At 62.4% G+C, this 24,622-nt stretch carries 23 protein-coding genes; 13 read left to right on the plus strand and 10 right to left on the minus strand.

Annotated features, from left to right (window positions below; genetic code table 11):
* Nucleotides 1-96: 96 nt before the first annotated feature.
* Together mfd and ACELLULO517_RS05855 are read right to left on the minus strand one after the other, a co-directional pair.
* Nucleotides 97-3,540: a transcription-repair coupling factor gene (gene mfd / locus ACELLULO517_RS05850; RefSeq protein WP_227306366.1), complete on the minus strand. Its 3,444-nt coding sequence runs from the start codon at nt 3,538-3,540 to the stop codon at nt 97-99.
* Nucleotides 3,537-3,806 carry an FAD assembly factor SdhE gene (locus ACELLULO517_RS05855; protein ID WP_227306367.1) on the minus strand — a complete coding sequence of 90 codons (270 nt, stop codon included), beginning with the start codon at nt 3,804-3,806 and terminating at the stop codon, nt 3,537-3,539. Before ACELLULO517_RS05855 ends, mfd begins: the two co-directional genes overlap by 4 nt.
* Between ACELLULO517_RS05855 and recG the strand changes: the two genes are divergently transcribed.
* Both recG and ACELLULO517_RS05865 read left to right on the plus strand, forming a co-directional pair.
* Complete coding sequence (gene recG / locus ACELLULO517_RS05860) at nt 3,805-5,910, plus strand: ATP-dependent DNA helicase RecG (protein ID WP_227306368.1); 2,106 nt, start codon at nt 3,805-3,807, stop codon at nt 5,908-5,910. The two genes, ACELLULO517_RS05855 and recG, sit on opposite strands and share 2 nt — an antisense overlap.
* Entirely contained in the window at nt 5,907-6,347 is a 441-nt protein-coding gene (locus tag ACELLULO517_RS05865) for an NUDIX hydrolase (protein ID WP_227306369.1), read from the plus strand. The genes recG and ACELLULO517_RS05865 overlap by 4 nt, the downstream gene beginning before the upstream one ends.
* Before the next feature lie 141 nt (nt 6,348-6,488).
* On the opposite strand, the gene ACELLULO517_RS05870 is transcribed toward ACELLULO517_RS05865, so the two are convergent.
* The gene (locus tag ACELLULO517_RS05870; RefSeq protein ID WP_406566240.1) at nt 6,489-7,211 is read right to left on the minus strand and encodes a bactofilin family protein; all 723 of its coding nucleotides are present in this window, start codon (nt 7,209-7,211) and stop codon (nt 6,489-6,491) included.
* Between the two features lie 158 nt (nt 7,212-7,369).
* Here ACELLULO517_RS05870 and ACELLULO517_RS05875 point away from each other — a divergent pair, with 158 nt between their 5' ends.
* Nucleotides 7,370-8,347: an adenosine kinase gene (locus ACELLULO517_RS05875; protein ID WP_227306370.1), complete on the plus strand. Its 978-nt coding sequence runs from the start codon at nt 7,370-7,372 to the stop codon at nt 8,345-8,347.
* 153 nt (nt 8,348-8,500) lie between these two features.
* On the opposite strand, the gene phoB is transcribed toward ACELLULO517_RS05875, so the two are convergent.
* The 5 genes from phoB to ACELLULO517_RS05900 form a co-directional block, all read right to left on the minus strand.
* Nucleotides 8,501-9,217: a phosphate regulon transcriptional regulator PhoB gene (gene phoB / locus ACELLULO517_RS05880; protein WP_456304387.1), complete on the minus strand. Its 717-nt coding sequence runs from the start codon at nt 9,215-9,217 to the stop codon at nt 8,501-8,503.
* Between the two features lie 20 nt (nt 9,218-9,237).
* Nucleotides 9,238-9,963 (minus strand): phosphate signaling complex protein PhoU, encoded by a 726-nt coding sequence (gene phoU, locus ACELLULO517_RS05885; RefSeq protein WP_227306372.1) that lies wholly within the window; start codon nt 9,961-9,963, stop codon nt 9,238-9,240.
* Between the two features lie 8 nt (nt 9,964-9,971).
* Nucleotides 9,972-10,787 carry a phosphate ABC transporter ATP-binding protein PstB gene (gene pstB, locus ACELLULO517_RS05890; protein ID WP_406566241.1) on the minus strand — a complete coding sequence of 272 codons (816 nt, stop codon included), beginning with the start codon at nt 10,785-10,787 and terminating at the stop codon, nt 9,972-9,974.
* 224 nt (nt 10,788-11,011) lie between these two features.
* Nucleotides 11,012-11,662, minus strand: a complete 651-nt coding sequence (locus tag ACELLULO517_RS05895; RefSeq protein WP_227306373.1) for a peroxiredoxin — start codon at nt 11,660-11,662, stop codon at nt 11,012-11,014.
* A 208-nt stretch (nt 11,663-11,870) separates the two neighbouring features.
* Nucleotides 11,871-12,869, minus strand: coding sequence for an NlpC/P60 family protein (locus ACELLULO517_RS05900; RefSeq protein WP_227306374.1), 999 nt, complete (start codon nt 12,867-12,869; stop codon nt 11,871-11,873).
* 41 nt (nt 12,870-12,910) lie between these two features.
* Here ACELLULO517_RS05900 and ACELLULO517_RS05905 point away from each other — a divergent pair, with 41 nt between their 5' ends.
* From ACELLULO517_RS05905 to ACELLULO517_RS05925, 5 genes are all read left to right on the plus strand, one after another.
* Nucleotides 12,911-13,579: an HAD-IA family hydrolase gene (locus tag ACELLULO517_RS05905; protein ID WP_227306375.1), complete on the plus strand. Its 669-nt coding sequence runs from the start codon at nt 12,911-12,913 to the stop codon at nt 13,577-13,579.
* A gap of 96 nt (nt 13,580-13,675) precedes the next feature.
* On the plus strand, nt 13,676-14,104 hold the full coding sequence (locus ACELLULO517_RS05910; RefSeq protein ID WP_227306376.1) for a hypothetical protein: 429 nt from the start codon (nt 13,676-13,678) through the stop codon (nt 14,102-14,104).
* A 93-nt stretch (nt 14,105-14,197) separates the two neighbouring features.
* Nucleotides 14,198-14,896 (plus strand): 2-C-methyl-D-erythritol 4-phosphate cytidylyltransferase, encoded by a 699-nt coding sequence (gene ispD / locus ACELLULO517_RS05915; RefSeq protein WP_227306377.1) that lies wholly within the window; start codon nt 14,198-14,200, stop codon nt 14,894-14,896.
* An 87-nt stretch (nt 14,897-14,983) separates the two neighbouring features.
* A complete protein-coding gene (locus ACELLULO517_RS05920) occupies nt 14,984-15,319 on the plus strand; it encodes a hypothetical protein (protein WP_227306378.1) in 336 nt (111 codons plus the stop codon).
* Nucleotides 15,320-15,460: 141 nt separating this feature from the next.
* Nucleotides 15,461-16,336: a hypothetical protein gene (locus ACELLULO517_RS05925; protein ID WP_227306379.1), complete on the plus strand. Its 876-nt coding sequence runs from the start codon at nt 15,461-15,463 to the stop codon at nt 16,334-16,336.
* Here ACELLULO517_RS05925 and ACELLULO517_RS05930 read toward each other — a convergent pair.
* Both ACELLULO517_RS05930 and ACELLULO517_RS05935 read right to left on the minus strand, forming a co-directional pair.
* Nucleotides 16,302-17,222 carry an NAD(P)-dependent oxidoreductase gene (locus ACELLULO517_RS05930; RefSeq protein ID WP_227306380.1) on the minus strand — a complete coding sequence of 307 codons (921 nt, stop codon included), beginning with the start codon at nt 17,220-17,222 and terminating at the stop codon, nt 16,302-16,304. The two genes, ACELLULO517_RS05925 and ACELLULO517_RS05930, sit on opposite strands and share 35 nt — an antisense overlap.
* A 49-nt stretch (nt 17,223-17,271) precedes the next feature.
* On the minus strand, nt 17,272-17,925 hold the full coding sequence (locus ACELLULO517_RS05935) for an acetate uptake transporter (protein WP_406566242.1): 654 nt from the start codon (nt 17,923-17,925) through the stop codon (nt 17,272-17,274).
* A 133-nt stretch (nt 17,926-18,058) separates the two neighbouring features.
* Between ACELLULO517_RS05935 and ACELLULO517_RS05940 the strand changes: the two genes are divergently transcribed.
* The 5 genes from ACELLULO517_RS05940 to ACELLULO517_RS05960 all read left to right on the plus strand — a co-directional run bounded on the left by ACELLULO517_RS05940 (nt 18,059) and on the right by ACELLULO517_RS05960 (nt 24,199).
* The gene (locus ACELLULO517_RS05940; RefSeq protein WP_227306382.1) at nt 18,059-19,543 is read left to right on the plus strand and encodes an aldehyde dehydrogenase; all 1,485 of its coding nucleotides are present in this window, start codon (nt 18,059-18,061) and stop codon (nt 19,541-19,543) included.
* A gap of 64 nt (nt 19,544-19,607) precedes the next feature.
* A complete protein-coding gene (locus tag ACELLULO517_RS05945; protein WP_227306383.1) occupies nt 19,608-20,171 on the plus strand; it encodes a histidine phosphatase family protein in 564 nt (187 codons plus the stop codon).
* Nucleotides 20,172-20,174: 3 nt separating this feature from the next.
* Nucleotides 20,175-21,176 (plus strand): FUSC family protein, encoded by a 1,002-nt coding sequence (locus ACELLULO517_RS05950; protein ID WP_227306384.1) that lies wholly within the window; start codon nt 20,175-20,177, stop codon nt 21,174-21,176.
* Between the two features lie 85 nt (nt 21,177-21,261).
* Nucleotides 21,262-22,026, plus strand: a complete 765-nt coding sequence (locus tag ACELLULO517_RS05955) for a gamma-glutamylcyclotransferase (RefSeq protein WP_227306385.1) — start codon at nt 21,262-21,264, stop codon at nt 22,024-22,026.
* Nucleotides 22,027-22,315: 289 nt separating this feature from the next.
* The gene (locus ACELLULO517_RS05960; RefSeq protein ID WP_227306386.1) at nt 22,316-24,199 is read left to right on the plus strand and encodes a hypothetical protein; all 1,884 of its coding nucleotides are present in this window, start codon (nt 22,316-22,318) and stop codon (nt 24,197-24,199) included.
* Nucleotides 24,200-24,622 lie beyond the last annotated feature (423 nt).

Genomic DNA, 24,622 nt, shown 5'->3' on the forward strand with positions numbered 1-24,622 from the left:
GACATCACCTTTATGAAGCCACCATATCCCTTGCTCACCCACCATCTCAGTCACACAACTACAATTCGCTGATAGCGAGCGGTATCAGCAAATACCCTAAGCCGCCTTCTCCTGCCCGGCGATCCGCGCCAGATTACCCAGGATATCCTTCGCGAGACGGATGCGCTTGGAAATATCCATGTCCGCGACCACGACCAGCTTATGGTCCGGCCGCAGCTTGATGGCCCCGCCACGGCTGCCGATCCAGGGGATCAGCCCGGCGACATTGCCGAAGGCATTGCCGCGGAAGCCCAGCACCATGCCCTTGGGCCCGGCATCCAGCTTCTCGACCCCCGCCTCCCGGCAGATGCGCTTCAGTGTCATCACCTGCAGCAGGTTGTCGACCTCCTCCGGCAGCGGCCCAAAGCGATCGACCAATTCCGCACCCATGGCCTCGGTTTCCTCGACCGACGACAGGGCGCCGATGCGGCGATAAAGGCCAAGGCGAACCGGCAGGTCCTTCACGTAATTCTCGGGGATCAGCACCGGCAGGCCGAGGCCGATGGTCGGCGTCCAATCGCGTTCCGCCGCGCGGCTCTTTTTCCCGCGTTCGGCGCGCAGGTCCGCCACCGCGTCTTCCAGCATCTGCTGATACAGCTCGATGCCGACTTCGCGGATATGGCCGGACTGCTCGTCACCCAGCAGATTGCCCGCGCCGCGAATATCGAGATCGTGGCTGGCGAGCGTGAAGCCGGCACCCAGCGTATCCAGCGTCTGCATCACGTCCAGCCGCTTTTCGGCGGCGGCGGACAGGCGGAAGCTCGGCGGCCAGGTCAGATAGGCGTAGCCACGCTGCTTACCGCGACCCACGCGGCCACGCAGCTGATACAACTGGCCGAGACCGAACATATCGGCGCGATGAATGATCAAGGTATTCACCGCCGGCATGTCCAGCCCGCTTTCGACGATATTGGTCGAGAGCAGAACGTCGTATTTGCCGTCGCCGAACTCCGTCATCACGCGTTCCAGATCGGTCGGCGACAGCCGTCCATGGGCTTCGACGATGCGCAGATCGGGCACCAGTTCCAGCAGCCGCTTGCCGACACGCTCCATGTCTTCCAGGCGCGGACAGACGCAGAAGATCTGCCCGCCACGGAAGCGCTCGCGCTGAATCGCTTCACGAATGACCAGTCCGTCAAAGGGCATGATGAAGGTGCGGACGGCGAGCCTGTCGACCGGCGGGGTGGCGATAATGCTCATCTCCCGCACGCCCGTCAGCGCCAATTGCAAGGTGCGCGGAATGGGGGTGGCGGTCAGCGTCAGCACATGGACATCGGCCTTGAGCGACTTCAGACGTTCCTTATGGGCGACGCCGAAATGCTGCTCCTCATCGACGATGACGAGGCTGATATCCGCGAAGCTGATGGATTTGGCGAGAAGCGCATGGGTGCCGACAACGATATTGACGGTGCCGTCCGCAAGCCCCGCCTTCACCTGGCTGGCTTCCTTCGCCGTCACCATGCGCGACAATTGGGCGACGTTGATCGGCAATCCCGCGAAACGCGCCGAGAAGCTGCGAAAATGCTGGCGGGCGAGCAAGGTCGTCGGCACGACGACCGCGACCTGAGAGCCTGACATCGCGGCCACAAAAGCCGCGCGCAGAGCCACTTCCGTCTTGCCGAAGCCGACATCGCCGCAGATGAGCCGGTCCATCGGCCGGCCGGAGGCCATGTCTTCCAGCACATCGGCAATGGCGCGGGACTGATCCTCCGTCTCCACGAACGGGAATTTCGCACAGAACTCGTCCCACATGCCTTCGGGCGGGGCCAGGCTCGGCGCCTCATGCAGCCGGCGTTCGGCCGCGATGCGGATAAGGCCGGCGGCCATATCGCGAATGCGGGTCTTGGCCTTGGCTTTCCGGTTCTGCCAGGAGGCACCGCCCAGCTTGTCCAGCGTAACGCCCGCCGTCTCGGTTCCGAAACGCGACAGAACCTCGATATTCTCGACCGGCAGGAACAGCTTGTGATCGCCGTCATAGATCAGCCGCAGACAGTCATGCGGCGCTTCGTTCACACGGATGGTGACCAGACCGTCGTAACGGCCGATGCCGTGATCCTCATGCACCACCAGATCGCCCTCGGCGATGTCGGTCGCCTCGGCGATGAACTGGTCGGCGCGCTTGCGCTTCCGCGGCGGCCGGGCCAGGCGTCGGCCGAGCAGATCCTGCTCGCCCACAACCGCCATACGGTCGCCGACGAAGCCGCGTTCCATGCCCAAGGTAACGAGCGCAATGGCGTTCGGCGGCAGCTTGCGCACGGCATCCGCGTTGGCAGCGACCGTCAACTGGTCGAAACCGTGCTCGCGCAGCAGCCCGCCAAGACGCTCCCGCGATCCATCGGTCCAGGCCGCGATGACCAGCCGCTTCTTCTCGCCGGCCCAGGTCGCGGCCTGGGCGCGCAGCCTGTCATAGACATCCGGCTGAACGTCCCCGCCGGGCGCGAAGATCGGCGCAGGCCGGCCGCCACCGTCCACGCCTTGGGCGCCGTCCGGCCGACCGAAGGTGCTAAAGGTGAAATTCGGCAGCTGCGCCAGCATACCGGACCAATCCTTGGCGTTCAGATAGAGCCGCTCGGCGGGAATGGGCCGATAGGGCGTCTCGCCGTCACGCGGCGGCACGCGGCGCGCCTGATAATGATCGGTGATCAGCTCCAGCCGGGATGCCAAGACCTCCTCGGCCTGATGATCCAGCGCGATGGAGACGCCCGGCATGTAATCGACCAGGGTTTCCATGGCGTCGTAAAACAACGGCACCCAGTGCTCCATGCCGGCATGCCGGCGGCGCTCGGAGATGGAGAGATACAGCGGGTCTTCCGTCGCCGCCTGGCCGAAGAGCTCGCGCCAGCTGGTACGGAAGCGCGCGACCGATTCCGGGTCCAGCGGCACTTCCGAAACAGGGTGCAGCGTCAGACCCTTCACCGCGTCGCCGCTGCGCTGGCTGTCGGTATCGAAGCGGCGCATGCTCTCGATCGTATCGCCGAACAGATCGAGGCGGATCGGATCAGGCTCGCCGGCCGGGAACAGATCGATGATGCCGCCGCGCATGGCGAACTCGCCCGGTTCCATCACGGTCGAGGCGCGGGCATAGCCGTGGGCTTCCAGGAAGATCGCCAGCTTCTCGGGCTCGACGGTGGCGCCGGGCTTGAGGTTGAGGCTGGTGCCCTGGAACATGCCGCGCGGCGGCACGCGCTGGATAAGGCCGTTGACGGTCGTCAGCACCACGCCGCGTTGAAAACCGCCGCCCGAAAGCTGGGCGAGTGCTGCAATGCGTTCCGAGACGATGGCCGGATTGGGCGAGACACGGTCGTAAGGCAGGCAGTCCCAGGCGCCGAAGCGCAGCACCGGCAGTTCCGGCGCGAAAAAGGCCAGCGCTTCCGCCATGCGGGCCAGACGCTGATCGTCCCGCGCGACATGAAGGATGGGGCCTTTGGCATCCAGCGCTTGCCGCACCAGCAGCGCGGCGTCCCAGCCTTCCGGCGCGCCATAGACGGTCAGACGGCTCATTTTCCACCTGCGGCGATCATGGCCTGGAGCAGAGGATGGTCCAGTTCCGGGGGTACTGCTTGACGGCGGGTCAGCCACTCGGCCAGATCGGGCTCCGGCAATTCGAGGAGTCGCTCGATCGTCGTCAGTTCCTCGGCCGTGAAGGCAAGAAGCCGGGATGAGACGAAGCCACCGATCAGAAGGTCAAGCTCATGCGTGCCGCGATGGGTGGCTCGGAACAGAAGGCGCCGTCGGCGCTGGTCAAGGTCTGGGACGGAATCGCTCATGGGTGATCAAAGCTATAGCCACCCAAGCCCGAAGAGTCAGCCAGTGAGCGCCGATCCCCTCAGCCAAATTCGCGCGCCGCTGACCCTCCTTCCCGGCATAGGCCCGCGTCTGGCGACGCCCTTGGCGCGACTCGTCGGTGGCCCCCGCATTCGCGACCTGCTGCTGCATCTGCCGGATAGTTATGTGGACCGGCGGGAGCGGCCGAAACTGGCTCATGCAAGGCCGGGCGGCATCGTGACGCTGGAAGTCCAGGTGATGAGCCATGAAAGCCCGCGCACCCGCAGCCAGCCTTGGCGCGCCGTGGTGACGGACGGCTCGGCCTTCGCCGATATCGTGCTGTTTCATCAGGCAAGGCTCAGCCAGATGCCGGTCGGTGCCACAGTCATCGTCTCCGGCAGGCTGGAAAGCTTCGCGGACCGGCTGACCCTGCCGCATCCAGATTACGTGCTGCCGGTGGCGCGCGCGCATGAAATGCCGGCGATCGAGCCGGTCTGGCCGCTGACCGCCGGCATCACCAACCGCACGGTCGGGAAAGCGATGTCAGGCGCCCTGATGCGCCTGACGGACTTGCCGGAATGGATCGAGCCGTCTCTGCTGACCCGCCGCCGCTGGTTGAGCTTTTCCGCCTGCCTGCGGCTGACCCAGGCGCCGGATACAGACGTAAAAGCGCGGGACCTGGCCCGGCTGCGCCTCGCCTATGACGAATTGCTGGCCGAGCAGATCGCGCTTGGCCTGCGCCGCCTCGCCCGCCGCGAACGGCCGGGCCGGTCGCTGACCGGTGACGGGCATTTGCGCGCCGAAGCCCTGCGGCGTTTCGGCTTTCAGCCGACGGCAGGCCAGACCATGGCGCTGGCCGAGATCGAGGCCGATATGGCGGCCCCGCGCCCCATGGTGCGGCTGCTGCAAGGCGATGTCGGCTCCGGCAAGACGCTGGTGGCCCTTCTCGCCATGCTGCGCGCGGCCGAGGCCGGCACCCAGGCGGCCATCATGGCGCCGACCGAAATTCTGGTGCAGCAGCATTTCCGGACCCTGACCGCACTTTCCCCCGTTCCGGTCGGGCTGCTGACCGGGTCCATGACGGCCGGCGCACGGCGGCAGGTGCTGGCGGGGCTGGCCGATGGCTCCATCCCGCTGGTCGTCGGCACCCACGCGCTGTTCCAGAAGACAGTGGAGTTTCACGACCTTGGTCTTGCCGTCATCGACGAGCAGCACCGCTTCGGCGTCGATCAGCGCATCAGCCTGGGCGACAAGGGCGACAGGACCGATGTGCTGGTGATGACGGCGACGCCCATCCCGCGCTCCCTCCGTCTCACCCAATATGGCGAAATGGACCTCAGCCAACTGACCGAGAAGCCGCGCGGCCGTGGCAGCATCCGCACCACGCTGCATGGGCTGGGTGCGATGGGTCAGGTCATCGGCGGCATCACCCGCGCGATGGAGCGCGGCGCGCGCATCTACTGGGTTTGCCCGCTGGTCAGCGAAAGCGAGGCGATGGACCTCTCTGCCGCCGAATTCCGCTTCGACATGCTCAACAAGCGCTTCCCCGGCCGCGTGGGCCTGGCGCATGGCCAGCAGGACGGCAAGGTCCGCGAGGACGCGCTGGCGGATTTCTCGGCCGGGCGCACGCAGTTGCTGGTGGCGACGACCGTCGTGGAAGTCGGCGTCGATGTGCCGGAAGCGACCGTCATGGTCATCGAACATGCCGAGCGCTTCGGCCTCGCCCAGCTGCATCAGCTGCGCGGGCGCGTGGGGCGCGGCGCGGAGGAGAGTTTCTGCCTGCTGCTGCATGAGGATGGGCTGACCAAGATCGCGCAGGAGCGACTGATCCTGATGCGCGACACCACGGACGGTTTCGTCATCGCGGACGCCGATTTCCGCATCCGTGGCCATGGCGACGTCACCGGCACCAAGCAATCCGGCCTGCCCGGCTACCGCCTCGCCGATATTCCGGATCAGGAGAAGCTGCGGGAAGTGGCTGTGAAGGACGCCGCCATGCTGCTGGATCACGACCCGCATTTGCGCTCGCCGCGCGGTCAGGCGGCGGATGTGCTGCTGCGGCTGTTCGACAAGGAAAACGCAGTGCGAAGGATGCAGGCCGGATGAGCAGCGGACGCGACTATCCGGCAAGGCCGATCGTCGGCATCGGCATCGTATTGCTGAAGCCGCCGCACGAGGTGCTGCTCATTCGGCGCGGGCAAGCGCCGATGCTCGGCGCCTGGGGCCTGCCCGGCGGCGCGCAGGATGTGGGTGAGACGGCGGAGGATGCCGCGCGGCGGGAATTGCTGGAGGAGACCGGGCTGACCGTCGGCGCGCTCAAACTCGCCGGCAATGTCGACAGTATCGACCGCGACGACGCGGGTCGCGTGCGCTACCACTATACGATTCTGGATTTCGCGGGACTGTGGGAAGGCGGTGACCCGCAGGCTTTATCGGACGCCGCCGATGTCACCTGGGCCGATTGTCGCGACCTAGGGCGCTACGATCTGTGGAGCGAGGCGCATCGGATTATCGCGCTGGCCCGGCAGGCTTTCGGGGTTTGACGCCCAAGCCCTAAACCATCGTCATGCCCGGCTTCATGCCGGGCACCTACCCATGGCGGCGCCAAAACGGCCTTTGGGCGGCGCCACGGGTAGACCCGCGCAACAAGTGCGCGGGCGACCGCTTAGTCTTGGTCGCGCGTCTCAGACTTCCGACGCAGGCACATCCGGACGGCCAATCTCACCCGGGGTCTGCAACCCGGTGGTCACGACCGGCGACGGCGCCGGGGAGGCTGCCGGCGGCGCATCGTTCAGCATTTCGATCTGGCCGGTGATCTGGCCACCATCCTCGACCTGCAGGCGGCGGCAGCGCGCCTTACCAAGCACGCGGCCGGTGGCGCGCACGATCAGGCTGGTACGGGCAGTCACGACGCCATCGATGATGCCGGCGATCTCAGCCTCCTCGACTTCGATCTCACCCTTGAAGATGCCGCCGTCGATGACGGAAAGCTCAGCAGCGTGGATCAGCGTCGCTTCCACCTTGCCTTCGACGACAAGGCGCTCGGCATCATTGATGGTGCCCTGAACGCTGATGCCGCGACCGACGACGAGCGTACGGCGCTCGCTCGACTCCGGCAGGCCGGGCGTGCGGGTCTGCGGCGGCATGCCGGGACGCATGGCACCGGGCGCCGGCGGCATGGTCGGCACGGTCGATGAACTGGGAGCGAAAGGCGGTCGAGCCATATTGGGAAGATCCTTTTCCTTGGGCGGGGCTGGGCGGAAAGGCGGCACGCCAAGGCCATTATCGGCTGGTTTGGCGGCAGGTGCGCTCCCACCTTGTCCCACGGGTTTGAGACCGGAAAGCGGCGCCGGTGCGGCGGCCCCCTGGCTCTCGTCTTCGGGTTTGGTGCTGCGGCGTTTAAACACGGTCGTCTCGTCCCTGCCTTGACGGAGGCGTCGGCCTATCATGAACGCGGCAATATTAACAACCCGGGCGGGGGTTTTGTGAAGTCCTGGGCAGATCTAGCCCATTTGCGTCATGGTCAAGCCGCTGCTACCGGAACCTAAACTTATTGGGTAAGCGCATGACCTCGCCTCGTTACGACATCCTTTCCATCGGCAATGCCATCGTCGATATCCTGGCCGAGGTCGATGAAGCTTTCCTGAGCGAGCAGGCGATGATCAAGGGCTCGATGGAGCTGATCGACGCCCGGCAGACGGACAGCCTTTATGCGCTGATGCCGCCGGCCGTGCAGACCAGCGGCGGATCGGTCGCCAATACGGCCGCCGTCGCCGGCCAGATGGGCGCGCGCGCGGCTTTCATCGGTGTCGTCGCGGATGATCAGTTCGGCGGCATCTTCCGTCATGATATCCACGGCTCGGGCGTGCATTACGCGACGCCGTCCGGCACCGGCGACACGCCCACCGCGCGCTGCCTTATCCTGGTGACGCCGGACGGCCAGCGCACCATGAACACCTTCCTGGGCATTTCCAGCACGCTGGCGCCGCATTACCTGGACCATCAGCTGATTGCGGATTCAGCGGTCATCTATCTGGAAGGTTTCCTGATGTACGTGCCCGATTCGCAGGCGGCCAGCGCGGCCGCCGCCGTGATCGCGCATGCGGCCGGCCGCCGCGTCGCCATCAGCCTGTCGGACTTCCTCTGCGTCGAACGCAATCTGGAACCCTTCCGCGCGATGGTGCGGGACCATATCGATATTCTGTTCGCGAACGAGCTGGAATTGGCCGCGCTGACCGGTCTGGATGATTTCGAGGCCGGGGCGGAAGCGGTGCGCGGCCAGGTGGAGATCGCGGCGCTGACGCGCGGTGATCGGGGCAGCGTCATTCTGCGCGGTGCCGAGCGTGTGGATGTGCCGCCTGTCGCGACCAAGGTCGTGGATACGACCGGGGCCGGCGATGCCTATGCGGCGGGCTTCATGACCGCCCTCTGCGCAGGTGAGAGCTTGGCGACCTGCGGTCTTTGGGCGTCACGCGCGGCCGCCGAGACGATCAGCCGCATGGGCGCCCGCCCGCCGGGCGATCTGTCCTATCTGCGGGCTTAATCGAACCGCCCCCACCTCTTATCGTGATCCGCGGCTTCATGCCGCGGACCTACCGGGCTCGGCGCCCAGCGGCCGTCATGGCACCAAAGCGGGTAGGCCCGCGCAACGAGTGCGCGGGTGACTGCAGCTGATGAGCGGGCGGCTAAATGGGCCTCAGACGTTCTCGGTATCGAGCGCGTAACCGGCGGCGCGGACGGTGCGGACAACGTCCAGCTCATCCGGGCCGTTGATCGCCTTGCGCAGCCGGCGGATGTGAACGTCGACCGTGCGCGGCTCGACATGGATGGACGGGCCCCAGATCGCGTCCAGCAGTTCTTCCCGCGAGAACACGCGGCGGGGGCGCTGCATCAGGAATTCCATCAAGCGGTATTCGGTCGGGCCCAGATGCAACTGGCGGCCGTTGCGGGTGATGCGATGGGCCGAGAGGTCCAGCGTAATGTCGTGAAAGCGCAGCTCGCCCTTCGCCGGCACCGTGTTCGAGCGGCGCATCAGCGCGCGCATGCGAGCGACCAGCGCCTCGGTGCTGAAGGGCTTGGTGACATAGTCGTCAGCGCCGGTATTCAGCCCGCGCACCGCGTCCTGATCTTCGCTGCGCGCCGTGATCATGATGACCGGCAGTTCGCGGGTCGCCGGACGGCGGCGGATCTGACGGCAGACCTCGATCCCGGACAGATGCGGCAGCATCCAGTCCAGCAGCACCATATCGGGCTTCACTTCGGCGATGCGTGTCAGCGCTTCTTCGCCGTCACCCGCTTCCTCGACGCGAAAACCCTGCTTTTCTAGGTTGTAGCGCAGCATGGTCATCAGCGCGGCCTCATCCTCGACGATGAGAACAAGCGGCTTATTCGAAAGAGAGACGCTGTCAGGGATCACTACGGTCTGCCTTTAAATCAAGCGCCGTTATGGCGATTGACGGTAAAGCTGCTCTCGCCCTTCGGCCGGTCACTCGGCATGATGTCGCCGGTGATCGCGTAATAGACGGTCTCAGCGATGTTCGTCGCATGGTCGCCCATGCGTTCCAAATTCTTGGCCATGAACAGAAGATGCGTGCAGGGCGTGATGTTGCGCGGATCTTCCATCATATAGGTGATCTGCTCACGGAAGATGGCGGAATAGACATCATCGATCATGATGTCCGAACGCCAGACCTCCAAAGCGCGATCGGCATTGCCCTCGCCCACGGCATCGACCGTGTTTTTGAGGTTTTCCTGTACCAGGCGGCACATATTGGCGACGCCGCTGAGCGAGAACGGGATCGCCATTTCGTTCAGAACCAGGCTGCGCTTGGCGACATTGGCGGCATAGTCGCCGATGCGTTCCAGATCGCTCGCGATCTTCATGGACGACACGATCAGACGCAGGTCGGCGGCCATGGGCTGGCGCAGCGCCAGCATGCGGATCGCGAAATCGGTGATCTCACGCTCCAGCCGGTCGACCGCCAGATCGTCCTGCACGGCATAGCTGGCGGCGGTCGAATTGTGCTCGACCAGCGCACGGCTGGCATTGGCCGCCTGCGCTTCCACCATGCCGCCCATTTGAGTCAGGAGGGCTTTCAGCCGTCCCAGCTCCTGCTCGTAGCTTTTCACGATGTGCTCGCTCTCACCCTGATTGTCCATGTCAGCGCTCAACCAAAGCGACCGGTGATGTATTCTTGGGTGCGGCGTTCCTTCGGCGTCGTGAACATGGTCGCGGCAGCGTCCACTTCCACCAATTCGCCGAGATAGAAGAACGCCACGCGATCGGCGCAACGCGCCGCCTGCTGCATGTTGTGGGTCACGATGACGATCGTGAATTCCTTCTTCAGCTCGTCGATCAGCTCTTCGATCTTGAGTGTGCTGATCGGGTCAAGCGCGCTGGTCGGCTCGTCCAGCAGCAGGACTTCCGGACGCACGGCGATGGAGCGCGCGATGCACAGACGCTGCTGCTGACCGCCGGACATGCCGGTGGCCGGCGCCTTCAGACGGTCCTTCACCTCATCCCACAGCGCCGCGCGGGTCAGCGACCACTGCACGCGCTCATCCATCTCAGCCCGGCTCAGCTTCTCATGCAGCTTCACGCCGAAGGCGACGTTGTCATAGATCGACATCTGGAAGGGCGTCGGCTTCTGGAACACCATGCCAACGCGACGGCGCAGCGTGTTGAGGTCCATGCTGGAGCCGACGATATTCATATCGTCCAGCATGACCTCGCCCTCGGCGCGCTGGCCGGGATAGAGGTCATACATGCGGTTGATGACGCGCAGCAGCGTGGACTTGCCGCAGCCCGACGGGCCGATCATGGCGAGCACGCGCTTTTCGGCCACGTCCAGATTGATGCCCTTCAGGGCATGGGTATTGCCGTAATAAAAGTGCAGATCGCGGATCACCATGCGCGGTGCCGCTTCCGCCGCACCCGTTTCCTGGTTCACCTCGATCGGTCTCGCCTGTTCCGTCACCGACATCTCACATCACCTGCCTTTGGGTAACCGATCAAAACCAGATCGAATCTCAGCCGACCGAGCCCATTCACGAGCCCGCATAGCCGAGTGGCCCACGGGGAGCCATGGGCCTTGCGTGAAGGTTTAATGACGGCCCCTGCCGCCTTCCACGCGCGCGGTGTCGATCTTGGCACAAAAAAGGGCTGCCGAAGCAGCCCTTTTGACGAAGATCGAATGACGTTACTGATTTATTCGGCGGCCTTGGCCGGGGCATTGAGATCGACCACGCGCAGATAAGGACGCAGCGTCTTCCAGCCCTGCGGGAAACGGGCGCGGGCATCCTCATCCGACAGGCTCGGCACGATGATGACATGCTCGCCCGGCTGCCAATTGGCCGGCGTCGCGACCTTATTGGTGTCGGTCAGCTGCAGACTGTCGACCACGCGCAGGATTTCGTTGAAGTTGCGGCCGGTGCTGGGCGGATAGGTGATGCTCAGCCGCACCTTCTTGTTCGGGTCGATGATGAAGACCGAGCGGACGGTGACGGAGGGATCTGCCTCGGGGTGGATCATGCCGTAAAGGGTGGAGACGGTGCGGTCCTTATCGGCGATCACCGGGAAATTGACGGTCGCCCCCTGCGTCTCCTCGATATCCTTCGCCCAGCCGGCATGGTTTTCGGGGCTATCGACCGAAAGGCCGATCGGCTTGACGTTCCGCTTTTCCCATTCCGGCGCCAGCCTTGCGACGGCCGCCAGTTCGGTCGTGCAGACCGGCGTGAAATCCTTCGGGTGGCTAAACAAAATGCCCCAGGAACTGCCCAGATAATCATAGAGCCCGATGCGGCCCTGGCTGCTGTCCTGCTCGAAATCCGGGGCGATCTGGCCCAGCTGAATGGTCATGACTTAGTCCCTTGTGGCGTTTTCCGGACCCAGATTGCATCCCGGACTAGCCCGATCAAGCACCCGCCCGGAAGAAAGACAGTCTCTTCCCCGCATGACGTTCATGTGGTTGTTTTTTCTGCACCAACAGGCGTTCGTAGGAATTAATTTTAGCGTCCCGTCAGAGCATCGGCTTGATGGAAAGACTTTGCCATGCGCGATAGAAGCGTCACGCCCGGTCGTCGCCTTCCGGCGCTGGCCCTGGCGTCGCGTCGCAGAGGGCGCTCGTCGCGCCGATCAGCCGATGCACATGGGACAAATGCGCGGCATACCAACTGTCCGCCGTAAAGGGCCGCAGCCATACCCCGGGCGGGATGGCGTTGCCTTGACCGTCCCGATGCCGGTGCTGGCTGCAATCGATCACGAGCGCGGCCGGCGCCTGGTCGGCGGTCTGACCGATCGCCCCCACCCATAGGGCGACGTGCCTTATCCTGCCTTGCGGGTTGCGGAAATAGAGCAGATCGGCCGGCTGCAAGGCCGCGATCACCGCCGCAAACTGGTCGCGGATGAGCTGCGCCGTCAGGCACCCTTCCCCGCCCGGCCCTGCCAAGCGGCGCAAGGCCGCCTGACGCCCGATCCCGGTCGGCAGTTTCACCCCCAGCGCATAGTTGAAGACGAAGGACGAGAAATTGCTGCAATCGAGACCGGGGCCATTGGCGCCGATCTTCACTGGCAACCAGGGCCAGCCGCCCGGCGGTTGCCAGGACGGCAGATGATGATGCTGGTAGGACAGCCCGATATGGCGCGCGGCGACGCTGATGACCCGCTCGCGTCGATAGCCAGCGTCACTGTGCGGCAGGCTGGGCGCCGGGTATTGCCGCGCCGGCGGCCCCCAGGCAGCGCCCAAGGCATGGGCATTCTGGTCCTGCCAGACCGCCGCCGAAAGATTGGATTCGGCATCCGGATCATTCCACGGCGCGGCATCGAAACCCGCATCCAGCAGGGGCTGCGGGACAGAGAAGCGCAGCGCGTAGGGAGAGACATAGCCGCCACTATCGGTCCCATCCGCTGAGGCGGACTCTGGCGCCTGGACAGACGTAATCGGCGGCGACATTTGCGCTTGTGCGTCGTGAAGGGTAAATCGCTCAGTACAGACAAGGGCGGCCGTGCCGAGACAAGCGCGCCGGCTCAGCCCGACCGCTGCGCCCGCAAAGCGCTTACTGGCCAAGCCCATCATCCAACCTCGCCCAGGAAAGATCAGGACAAAAGATGCGTTTTGAAAAGGGACGGACACTCACGGCGCGCGGGTTCCTCTTCGATATGGATGGTACCCTCGTCGATTCGGGACCCGTCGTCGAGCGGGTCTGGGGCAAATGGGCCGATGAGCAGGGGCTGGATTTTGCCGGGCTGATGCCGGTGGCCCACGGTCGCCGCGCGATCGAGACCATCGCCATGTTCGGCAAGACCGTCCTGGATATCGAAGCCGAGGCGCGCAGGCTGGAAGAGGCCGAACGGCTGGACATCGACGGATTGTCCGAAATTGCCGGCGCGCGCGCGCTGATCGCGGCCCTGCCCGCCGATCGCTGGGCGATCGTCACCTCGGCCGACGATTCCCTCGCCCGCACCCGCCTCGGTGCCTGCGGCTTCCCGATTCCCAAGGTCTTCATCACCGCCGAGTCGGTGGAACAAGGCAAGCCCAACCCGCGCTGCTATCAACTGGGTGCCGAGGGTATTGGCTTCGATCCGAAGGATTGCTTCGTCTTTGAGGATGCCGATGCTGGGCTTGCCGCCGGTCGCGCCGCCGGCGCGCAAGTGATTGCCGTCGCCTCCACCCAGTCCGCCGACAATCTCGACCGCAAGGGCGAGCTGTGGATTCCCGATATGGCGGGCCTGCGCGTGGTGTTAGACGGCGAATGGATCCATCTGACGCACGACTGATCGCCGAAGCTTGAGGGGCCGGTTAGCGCTCCGCCTCGATTTGGCCAAGGTTGCGGGCCCATAGTGGCGGGGATAGAGCGATCAGGAACGGCGACGATGATGATCAGGGATCGCGTGATGACGGCGACAAGGTTGCGGGGCATGGCTTTTGCCCTGGTCGGTGGCCTGGCGCTGCTGGCCGCGAGCGGGGTTGTCGCGCCGAAACCGGCCTTGGCCTGGTGGCGTGGCGGTGTCTGGTACGGGGGCCCCGGCCCCGGCTATTACGGACCGCGACCCTATTACTACCCGCCGCCGATCGTGGTCGCACCGCCGCCCGTCTATTACGCGGCCCCACCGGTGATCTACGCGGCCCCGCCGCCACCGCCGACGGTCTATTACCCGCCGCAGACGCCTGCCCCCGTCGCTGCCGCCCGCGCCTGCTACACGCCGACATCGACCTGCCCGATGGAAGTGCCGCGCGCCCCCGGCACCACCTGTTACTGCTCGGACAGCTCCGGCAACCGCATGTATGGCCGCGCCCAGTAGCCGGCTGAAATCCCCAGGACTTGAGCCGGCGCCGCTTCTGCTTCATGAGCCCCCTGCCGCGTGACTGTCCGCGGCCGGAGAGAGGCGAGTGAGATGAGAGTGACCGCGCTGATCGTCTGTGCAGGGCGTGGCACGCGCATGGGACCGGGGGCGCCGAAGCAATACCGCGTGCTGGGGCCGCTGCCCGTGCTGCGGCACACGGCGATCGCCTTCCTCAATCACAGCCGGATTTCCGATATCGCCGTCGTCATCCATAAGGAGGATCGCGCGCTGTACGAGGAAGCCGTGCGCGGTTTGCGATTGCTGCCGCCTGTCATCGGCGGCGCGACCCGCGACGAAAGCGTGCGCCTGGGTCTGGAAGCGCTGGCGGATACGGCGCCGGATCGCGCCCCGCCGGACCGCGTACTTATCCACGACGGCGTCCGGCCCTTCGTGACGGAGGAGACGATCGGCGCAGTCATTTCGGCTTTGGATGAGGCCGAGGCGGCGATTGCCGCCATGCCGGTGTTCGACACCATCAAATCCGCCGCCGACGGTACCGTCACCGGCACCATCGACCGTTCCATCCTTTGGCGGGCGCAGACGCCGCAAGCCTTCCGCTTTCCCACGATCCTCGCCGCCCATCGCGCTGTCGCCGGACGCGGGGACCTGCCGCCGGTGACGGACGATGCCTCGGTCGCCGAGGCGCTCGGCATTCCCGTGCGGATCGTTCAGGGGTCAGAGGATGCTTTCAAGATCACGACGGAGGCCGACCTCCGCCGTGCCGAACGGCATCTGCGCGGGGATGAGTAGCATAATCCCGATATCGCCCGGCCTGATCTCATGATAGCATTTGCTCGTTGTTCTCAGACGTGAGGCGTCGGAAATGGGAGCGGTTAGGTGAAAACGGACTATTTTTCCACGTTTTTGACGGTTCTGAACGCGGATAAACTTCCCGCCCCAGGACCTGCGCCATCCCCTGGATTGCCTCAGGTTTCGGCGTTATCTCTTGCCGTATCTGTGTCAGTTAATCTCGACGAAATCCTTCTTAAGCTGACGCTGCAAAACGGAGAGTTGCCGATCGCCCAATTGGCGCGAACCGTCAAGCTCGGGCTAAATGATCTTGCCGCTGCTCTCAGCCAGTTGCAGCAATTTGGCTTGGTGACGGTAGAGTCTGGTTCCGTCCGGCTGACGGAGCAAGGCAAGGACTTTCCCACTAGCGCAGAGGTTGGCTAACCGGCCCCAATCACGTTCGATAAGCCAAACGTCACGGGATCGTTATTTTTACGTTCCTATTTCGCAATAGAATATCTAGGCTGCTGTCAGGGTTTTGGCTTGATCTGAAGGGATCGCCCAGCTTGGATTGCAGGTAACTCCATGACGAATTTTGAAATCGCGGCGGCAGCCGTATTCGCGTTCCTCATCGGACTATGGTTGTTTCTGGTCAGCATGCGCCGCTGGCATGGAATGACGGACATTGACGACCTTTCCATGCACAAGGGCTTGGTCGGCGCGGCCACTCTGACCGCAATCGTGCTTCTGGGCATGGTGGGGGTGCTTGTCTTTACGCCCCAGCCGCCCTTGGCGGAGCGCGACGTCTTTATCGGTGTTGCCTTTGTCTCTCTATTGTCAGGACTGGTCGGATTTACAGAAATAGCTCAGCGCTACCAAGACAGACCTGTCCATCTGATAACGGATTCACCCGCACTGCTTTACATCTATCTTAATATCGCATCCGGCATCGGCGCTTATGGTCTTGTTCTCGCATTTAAGCTTTTCAACAATACGGCGCATGGGGAAGTCTATCAGGTTCTCTTTGCCAGCTTCGGCGCCGTCACCTTTTTTCGTTCGTCATTCTTTACGGCGCGCGTGAACGGTGTGGATGTCGATATCGGCCCGGCAACCTTGCTGAAGGGCCTGCTTACACTCACCGATCAATCGATTAACCGTTGGCAAGGGGCCGCCAGAGCCGATTTGGCAGCCAAACTCATGAAAGACATCGCTTTCAGTAAAGCGAAAGGCAGTCTCACGGCTCTGTGTTTAACGACCATGCAGTATATCACCAAAGAACAGCAGGCAGACGTCGCTACCGCCATTCAACAGCTGGAAGCGCGATCAAAGCAAGAAGAAGAGCTCAGTATCCTTCTGGGTGCCTATCTGATTCAACTTGTCGGACCAGAGGTGGTGAAACAATCCGTAAGGGCATTGGGCTCTACAATTAAATCGACACCTGTTCCTGATCCCCTTCAGTAAGCGACACCCCGTTCGCCTCGGCGATGAAGTCCGCCAGCATCGGCACGTAATCCTCCCCCCTGCCCGCACCGACGGCGGCGGCGAAGGAGTTGCGGACGGCCGCACCGACAGGATTGGCGAATTGCACGGCATTGGCATAGGCCGCCAGATAGCTCGTATCCTTCAGCGCATTGCGGATGGCGAACTTATGGGCGTCGCGGTCCCGCTCCAGCGTGTATTTCATGAAGGTCTGGTAAAAGCCGCAATCCATCCGCCCGCCACGGATGACGCTATCGAAAACCTGCGGGCTGAGCCCGGCCTTCGCCCCCAGCGCTATCGCCTCCGCATAAAGCGCGGCATAGCCCATCGACAGGAAGTTGTTGAGCAGCTTCATGGTATGCCCGGTCCCGACAGGCCCCGTCTGCAAGACGCGGCCTGCAAAGGCATCCAAAATCGGCCGCACGCGCTCAATCGTTTCAGCGTCACCGCCGACCATGACGTCGAGCGTGCCGGCTTCGGCATCCTTCGGCGTGCGGCCAAGCGGCGCGTCGATCAGCGTGATACCAAGCGCGTCCAGCCGGGTTACCAGGGCGACCGTCTGCGCCGGATCGGATGTTGAACAGTCAATGACGATCAGCGGCTTTCCGGCTGCCGCGAGCCCATCCGGCCCTTCGACGACCGCACTGACTTCCGGCGAGCCGGTGACGCAGAGCACGATGATGTCGGATGCCTCCGCCAGCGCCCGGGCGGAAGTGACTTCCGTCGCGCCATCCGCCACCAAAGCCTCCACCGCTGTGCGGCTGCGATGGGCCAGAACCGAAAGCGGCCAGCCTTTCCTTAAGATGTTGCGTGCCATGCCTTGGCCCATCAGGCCAAGGCCCACAAATCCCACGCGTTCTTGTGTCAAGGTTGGCTCACTTTCCTGGTCAATCGTCAGTCTTCAGTTAAAGCGCGGATCAGATGATCCGGGCCGCACGCACGTCACTCGGCGACAGCCGCGCCCCCAAGGGCAGCACGACGCGGCCATGGGTTTCGTTGATCACTTCAGCGGCTGACACGTAGAAGGCGATGATTGCGGTCACAAGCCCGACATAGCCGCCGATCTTGGTCGCGGGCCCGATGCCCCAGGCGCCGAGTGCCAGCAGCCCGAAGGTAATCCACAGCGCGAGAAAGATATAGGAGACGGCGCGGTTCAGCGTCAGGCTGCCGATCCACATATAGAAGGTGAAAACGCCCCACATGAACAAGTACCAGCCGACGAAGGCCGCCGGCACATGGGCCGCGAAGAAGGCCACGAATAGCGCGAAGGACCACCAGAAGGCGCCGTAGGAACAAAAGGCGACGAAGCCGAAGGTATTGCCGCGCGGCAGTTCCAGCAGCCCGGCGCAGAATTGCGCGGCCCCGCCGAAGGCGAAGGCGAGAGCCAGGACCATGGGCACCCCGGCTTCCGAATACCAGCCCGCATTGACCATGCTGAGCATCCAGGTGGTGAGAGCGAAACCGGCAAGTCCAAGCGGCGCCGGGTTGGCAAGCTTGTTCATCTGACGTCTCCCCTTGTCCGGCTTCTTGGCCGGATCTGTTGGTTGGTCGGCGGGCGTGAGCCCTGCCACATGAGAAGGTTACACCCACTTCCTCAGGTTTTGGAAGAGTCGGATCATTGCGAGCCCGGCGAAAATCGAGCCCCTGTTTCGCTTCAAGCGGCCCGTGTTAGGCTGCCGCCCGAAACCTTTCCTGGAGCATGAAATGACGAGCCCGACCTGGCACGACAAAGCGGCAGACCTCAAATTCGAAACCCGCTCCTTCATCGGCGGTGAGATGGTTGAGCTGACGGGCGGCCATTTCGAGACCGTCAACCCGGCGGATGGCGCGGTGCTCGCCGCCATTTCCCAGGCGTCCCAGGCCGATGTCGACCGCGCCGTCGCCGACGGCCTGAAAGCATTCAAGGGCGGTGCCTGGTCGCGCATGGCGCCGCGCGACCGCATGACGGTCCTGTATCGCTTTGCGGATCTGATCGAGGACTCGGCCGAACTCCTGTCGCTGCTCGACACGCTGGATATGGGCAAGCCGATCAATGACATGATGACGATCGACGTGCCCTCCGCCGCCCATACCATCCGTTTCTCGGCCGAATGCATCGACAAGATGACAGGCACGACGACGGCCACGCCTGACAATGTGCTGCATTACACGACGCGCGAACCGCTGGGCGTCGTCGCCTGCATCGTCCCCTGGAACTATCCCCTGCTGATGGCCGTCTGGAAGATCGCGCCGGCGCTCGCGGGCGGCAATTCGGTGGTGCTGAAACCGGCTGAGCAGTCACCGCTTTCGGCCGTGCATCTGGCCCGGCTTTTCGCCGAGGCCGGTGGCCCGCCGGGCGTGTTCAACGTCATCAACGGCATGGGCGAAGTCGCGGGTAAAGGTCTGGCGCTGCACATGGACGTCGCGAAAGTCAGCTTCACCGGCTCGACCGAGGTCGGCAAGCTGATGATGATCTATTCCGGCCAGTCCAATATGAAGAAGGTGGCGCTGGAATGCGGCGGCAAGACCCCGCAACTGCTGATGGGCGATCTGCCGGATATCGCGACCGCCGCCAAAACCGCTGCCTGGGGCATCTACAATAATATGGGCGAGGTCTGTAATGCAGGCTCCCGTCTGCTCGTCGACAAGAAGATCCACGACGAGTTCCTGTACAGCTTCATGCGCGAGGCGGAAGCCTGGGTTCCCGCCGACCCGCTGCTGGAAAGCACCAATATGGGTCCGCTGGTGACCTTCGAGCATCAGAAGCGCGTGCTGAATTATATCGATATCGGCAAGCAGGACGGCGCGTCCCTCGCCTTCGGCGGCAATGTTCCGCAGGGTCTGGAAAAGGGGGCCTATGTCGCCCCGGCGCTGTTCACCGGCGTCGGCCCCAAAATGCGCATCGCCCAGGAAGAGATTTTCGGACCCGTCGCCGCCGTCATTCCGGTCGACGGCATCGAGAACGCCATCGAAGTCGCTAACGACACCATCTATGGCCTCGCCGCCGGGATCTGGACATCCGATCTCTCGACCGCGCACCGATTGGCGCGAGAAGTGGAAGCCGGCACGATCTGGGTGAACTGCTTCGATGAAGGCGACATGACCCAGCCTTTCGGCGGCTATAAGCAGTCCGGCAGTGCGCGCGACAAATGCATGGATGCCGTCCTGGCCTATACGCAGTCGAAATCGACCTGGGTGAAGTTGGTCTGACGTAAAAGAACGGAAAGTTTTTGCTTCTTTTCTCAAAAAGAAGCGCTTTCTATTCTTTTTAAAAATGAACAAAAAAATTTCTATTCTTCACTATAGTTTGGTCCGCCATCCGGCTGTGTCGGGTGGCGCCGGCCGCTGCTACGGTCAGCTGGATTTGCGTCTGGCCGCGCCGAAGCGAGATATTCCGCTGCTCGTCAGCCAATTGGCGCCGATGCGCGGCGCCGTGATCCATACCAGCCCCCTGCATCGGTGCCGGCTGGTGGCCGAAGCGCTCGCCGCCGATTGGGGCGATGCCGCGCAAATCGATGACCGTCTGATCGAAATGAATTTCGGTACCTGGGAAGGTCTGAGCTGGGATGACGTCCCCCGTCACGCGCTGGACGCCTGGGCGGCCGACCTGCACGGTTTCACCCCGCCGCAGGGCGAAAGCGGTAACCAACTCATTGCCCGCGTCTCGGCCTTCTGGGCTGAGATCAAGGCCGAGGGCGGCCGTCATGTCATCATCACCCATGGCGGGCCGTTGAAGGTGCTGACGGCGCTGGCGGAAGGTCAGCCCGTCGATCTATCGCGACCTCCACCATCCAAGGGCGCTGTAATACACGGGACGCAAAGCCTGTCCCGAGACTGACCGATGCCTGATCCTGCCCCGAACCGCATCCTGCGCGCGCTCCGCGATCCCCGCCTGCGCTACCGCCACGGTCGGCTGATCCATGCGCTGCGCTGTGCGCTGGGCATCTTCCTCGGCCTCGGCATCACCTACAGCGCGCATATCCCGAACGGGGAATGGACCTCGATCTCCTTCCTGATCGTCATGGTGGGCTTGCAGCATCACGGCAATATTCGGAGGCGAGCGGTGGAACGCGCGGCCGGCACGCTGCTGGGGGCGGCAGCCGGGCTGGTCATCATCGGCATGCAGAGCACGATCGGCATCACCCCGCTGACCTTCATGGTGATGGCCTTGTTCTGCGGTGCCTGCGGCTATCATGCCATCAGCCGCGGCGGCTATGTCGCCCAGCTATCGGCCATCACGCTGATGATCGTCGCGGGCTATGGCCTGGACCCGATCACGGTCGGGCTGTGGCGGACGGTGAATGTGCTGATCGGCATCGTCATCGCGTTGGCCCTATCCTTCGCCCTGCCGATCTATGCGCGGGATTACTGGCGGTTCGGCATGGCCGATGCGCTGCGCCGCTGTGCCGAGCTGATCCTGCCCGCCAAGGCCGACGATCAAACCCAGCCGCGTGCGAGCGTGGAGACCATCAGCCCTGTCCTCAACCGGTTGCGGCCGCTGATGCCGCCGGTGGCGCGGGAGACGAAACTGCCCATGGCGCAGCTGGAAAGCATCCAGCGCAGCCTGCGCCTGTTCCTCAGCCTGCTGGAACTGGCGACCAGCCCGGAGCCCGCCGCCCATGGCGCCTTGCCCGGCACCACCGATTGGAACCTGGCCGACGCTGAAGCCGAGCGTCTGGCCGCCCGGCTGATCGCCGTCGCGGAAGGGTTGGAGACCGGGGCCTGGGCGCTGCCCTGGTCCGCGCCGGTGGCATCCGAAAGCCTGGCCGCCCGCATGACGGGTGCGGAGTTGCAGAGTTTGCGCCGGCATCTTCTCGCCGCCCCGCCACTGTGGTCGGTTTAGGGAAAGCGCTGGGTGATCCTTGCCAGGGCAGACCATTGCAGCGCGCGCTTGACCCTGCACCAGCCCCGCCCCTAGCCTCATGGCTATGTCAGATCTTGAACCGCCGGATGACGCTGAGACGGGGTCGCTGCCTGCCCTGGAAGCCCCCGAAGACCAGCTCATCTCCATCACGCGGGAAACGCTGAGCGACGGCAGCATTCTGGCGCGGATCATCGCCGAAGCCCCGGTCGACATGAAATTCATGTCCGAGACGGAATTGGCGGCAAGCCAGGCCAAGTTCATGGCAGCCCATCCGGCCGGCGAGGATCTTTGGCTGTTCGGCTATGGCTCGCTGATGTGGAATCCGGTCATCGATTTCGCCGAGCGGCGGGTTGCCACCATCTACGGTTTTCACCGCGCCTATTGCATCTGGCTGCTGCTCGGCCGTGGCTCTCCCGCTCATCCCGGACTGATGCTGGCGCTGGACCGTGGCGGGTCCTGCGCCGGGCTCGCCTATCGCATCCCGGCGCATCTGCTGGAACATGAGATGCCGCTGCTGTGGCGGCGGGAGATGGCGGGCTATACCTATCGTGCGCAATGGGTGACGGCGCATTCCGCCGACGGCCCGGTGCGGGCGCTGACCTTTGTGGTTGACCGTCGATCCCCTCGCTATGCCAGCAAACTCTCGGATGATGAAATCGCGAGCCGCGTTGCCACCGCATCCGGCATTCTGGGCAGTTGCACGTCCTACCTCAAGGATACGCTGGAAACCTTGCAATCCCTCGGGTTGAAAGACCAGCGTCTGAGCCGTATCGCGACACTGGTGGCGGCCCGTAAGGCACAGCGCGCGTCCGTCCCCGTCGAAGGCTGATCGCGCAAGATCGCGTTGAGGCACGCGACGGATATCGGATGTCGGCTTTCGACCCAAGTAAGACGTTGAGCAAGGGACAGCGCCTGTCTGAAAGCAGACGTGCAAGGCTCGTCCGTACCAGTCTCAGGTCGTAAGCTCATTAAGCGAGCCGCGACAGCATGGTCAAACGCCCACTGGGCGCATTGTCAGAACGTAACGAATTCATGAAATGTTTCAGTTTAATGTATAAACAAAATAATGTAGATCTACTGAAGCTTAGAATGAAAGCATCGCCAGAGGGACAACTTCCATGATCTCATTGATTTGGCTTTTCAGGTTTTCAATCTTTATCGTCGTGGTTTTTCAATTAGCTTATCCCTTTAACATCGTAGCCAAAGCACAAACGGCCGTTGGTACCGCGGGTGTGTCTAAAATACAGCATTCCGACGAAGCGGCTGCGGTAAAGTTAGGAAAATTCAAAACTTTAATGGTTCATACAAAATTGCCGGGTAGCGGGTGCTTTGCTGCGCACTATCCCTTAACAAAATGGCAGAAAGTCAAATGCGTTGAGGCTCCCAACCAACCTTATCCACTAGCGATTAGCAAAGCCAAGCCCGCTTATGTCGGAAATGGATCCGATTGGTTTTCTACAGTTACGTCAGGTGTCATTTCGTCCGTAACGGCATCCTTCCCAACGGAAAACGGAGTTACTGACGAATATGGATTTCGAGGAGCAAACTCGGCAACTGTTTATCCTAACACGTATTCGCTTCAGATCAATTCGAATACTTTTACCACTACCGCCTGTGGAGGCGCGATGAGTTGCTATGGTTGGCAGCAGTTCATTTTTACCAATAGTGGATGTGTTCCGGGCCTTCAGGCTTGCATCTTCATGCAATATTGGCTGATCGGACATGGAGAGCCTTGTCCTAGTAGTAGTTGGAATTATTATCCAGGGCAGCCTGGCATATCCGCTAGCGGCTGCTATATGAATAGCAAAGCGACAGTGGTTCCTAGCCAGCCGATTACGAATTTGAACGCGATCAATCTCATCGGCACAGCTCAATCATCAGCACTAGATTCTCTAATTATGACATCGAATAATATTAATACTCCTTTGGCAACTTCAGGGCCAAGCAACACCCTTGGTCTTGGACAAGATTGGAAATCTTCGGAGTTTAACATATTTGGTGACTGCTGTTCATCTGAAGCTTATTTCAATCCAGGCGTTAATTTATCTGTTCGCATTGCTGAGACGAATGGATCCACTAGTGCTCCTCAATGCGTGGTAACAGCGAGCGGCTCGACCGCAGGAGGTGGCGCGACTGCGGAAACCAATAATCTCGCATTGGGGGCATGCTCCGCTAACGGCGGTGCCTCGCCGAACATTACTTTCTTGGAAACGGGAGGAGGCCATTTGCCGAAAGGTGTTAGCATCGGCGACACACATCTCACGACTTTTGCCCGATCACATTACGATTTTCAAGCGTCCGGCGACTTCGAACTACTTGAGGCAGACCCCGATCTCGAAGTTCAGGTTCGGCAGCAACCAGTCAATCCCCCCAGCGTATCAGTGAACACCGAAGTTGGCATTAAAATGGGAAGTGCGCGTGTCGCGATTTGTGAAAACAGTGTTTTGCTAAATGGCGCGCTCACCCAAATGACTGATGGAAACGGCATTATGCTGTCGGGGAATGTCCTGGTTTCCCGCAGAGGCCCCATATACACTATTTCGCGGCCGAGTGGTGACGTCGTTCAAGCCGCTAGAGCTGGAGATATAATAAATTTAACTGTGAATTTGGGCGCGACGAACCCAAGCACAATTCGGGGTCTTCTTGGAAGTAGCGTAGATGACTCTCATAGTCTCGTCATGAGAAACGGACATGTGCTTAAAACGCCATTCACATATAGTCAGTTTCAGCAATATGCAGAAAGTTGGCGCATAGATAAAAAAAACTCCCTACTTTGCGATGCCCCCATTGGCTTCAGTATGCCACCTAAAGCTATAAATGTTTCTGATCTTTCTCCCCCTGAGCAGGAGCATGCTAGATCAATCTGCCAGCAGGCAGCAGTGTCCAACAAGGAGCTGTTAAAAGATTGTATTCTCGACGTAAGCCTTCTTCGAAGCAATAATGCTGCAGATGTATTTGTGTTTGCTCCCGTGCCAAAACAAATGCTGGCGCCATCCCCATGAATTGAATGGATGCAGGCCGCCCATAATGCGTGACTAGTGAAGCACGTTTACTAGTCACGCATGAAAATGAATTTTCTTGGAATTATTGCTTGGTCGTGACTTTTAAAAAAGTCAAACAACCGAGAGACCCGTCAGTGCGGGCAAGTGTGAGGCAGCAATTCCTTCCACTGGTGGCTGTGAGAAATGGCAAAATAGACTGAAATGGAAAATGGATTGCGCACACAGGTGACTGTTGGCTTTCTGCTCCCCAATGCTAGAAGCCGACATTCGGCCTTCCCCCGAAGACCCATCACCGGCGTGCTGGCAGCCGACCCTTCCACGGCATAGCGAGGCTGGGAAGGCTATCCCAGAAGCGGACGCTCCCCCGTCATGGCGAACGGGTGGCTCAACGCCTATCACGACCAAAAGCGTAACCACGCCGAA

Origin of the sequence: Acidisoma cellulosilyticum, assembly GCF_020621385.1 — a bacterium.
GTDB classification, from domain to species: Bacteria; Pseudomonadota; Alphaproteobacteria; order Acetobacterales; family Acetobacteraceae; genus Acidisoma; species Acidisoma cellulosilyticum.

Coding starts and splice junctions, on each gene's coding strand:
- ACELLULO517_RS05905 (WP_227306375.1), top strand. CDS start 12,911: ATGCGTTTTGAAAAGGGACGGACACTCACGGCGCGCGGGTTCCTCTTC.
- ACELLULO517_RS05945 (WP_227306383.1), top strand. CDS start 19,608: ATGAACAAAAAAATTTCTATTCTTCACTATAGTTTGGTCCGCCATCCG.
- phoU (WP_227306372.1), bottom strand. CDS start 9,963: ATGGACAATCAGGGTGAGAGCGAGCACATCGTGAAAAGCTACGAGCAG.
- ispD (WP_227306377.1), top strand. CDS start 14,198: ATGAGAGTGACCGCGCTGATCGTCTGTGCAGGGCGTGGCACGCGCATG.
- ACELLULO517_RS05875 (WP_227306370.1), top strand. CDS start 7,370: ATGACCTCGCCTCGTTACGACATCCTTTCCATCGGCAATGCCATCGTC.
- ACELLULO517_RS05955 (WP_227306385.1), top strand. CDS start 21,262: ATGTCAGATCTTGAACCGCCGGATGACGCTGAGACGGGGTCGCTGCCT.
- ACELLULO517_RS05910 (WP_227306376.1), top strand. CDS start 13,676: ATGATGATCAGGGATCGCGTGATGACGGCGACAAGGTTGCGGGGCATG.
- ACELLULO517_RS05855 (WP_227306367.1), bottom strand. CDS start 3,806: ATGAGCGATTCCGTCCCAGACCTTGACCAGCGCCGACGGCGCCTTCTG.
- ACELLULO517_RS05865 (WP_227306369.1), top strand. CDS start 5,907: ATGAGCAGCGGACGCGACTATCCGGCAAGGCCGATCGTCGGCATCGGC.
- mfd (WP_227306366.1), bottom strand. CDS start 3,540: ATGAGCCGTCTGACCGTCTATGGCGCGCCGGAAGGCTGGGACGCCGCG.
- ACELLULO517_RS05950 (WP_227306384.1), top strand. CDS start 20,175: ATGCCTGATCCTGCCCCGAACCGCATCCTGCGCGCGCTCCGCGATCCC.
- ACELLULO517_RS05940 (WP_227306382.1), top strand. CDS start 18,059: ATGACGAGCCCGACCTGGCACGACAAAGCGGCAGACCTCAAATTCGAA.
- pstB (WP_406566241.1), bottom strand. CDS start 10,787: ATGTCGGTGACGGAACAGGCGAGACCGATCGAGGTGAACCAGGAAACG.
- ACELLULO517_RS05960 (WP_227306386.1), top strand. CDS start 22,316: ATGATCTCATTGATTTGGCTTTTCAGGTTTTCAATCTTTATCGTCGTG.
- recG (WP_227306368.1), top strand. CDS start 3,805: ATGGGTGATCAAAGCTATAGCCACCCAAGCCCGAAGAGTCAGCCAGTG.
- ACELLULO517_RS05925 (WP_227306379.1), top strand. CDS start 15,461: ATGACGAATTTTGAAATCGCGGCGGCAGCCGTATTCGCGTTCCTCATC.
- ACELLULO517_RS05895 (WP_227306373.1), bottom strand. CDS start 11,662: ATGACCATTCAGCTGGGCCAGATCGCCCCGGATTTCGAGCAGGACAGC.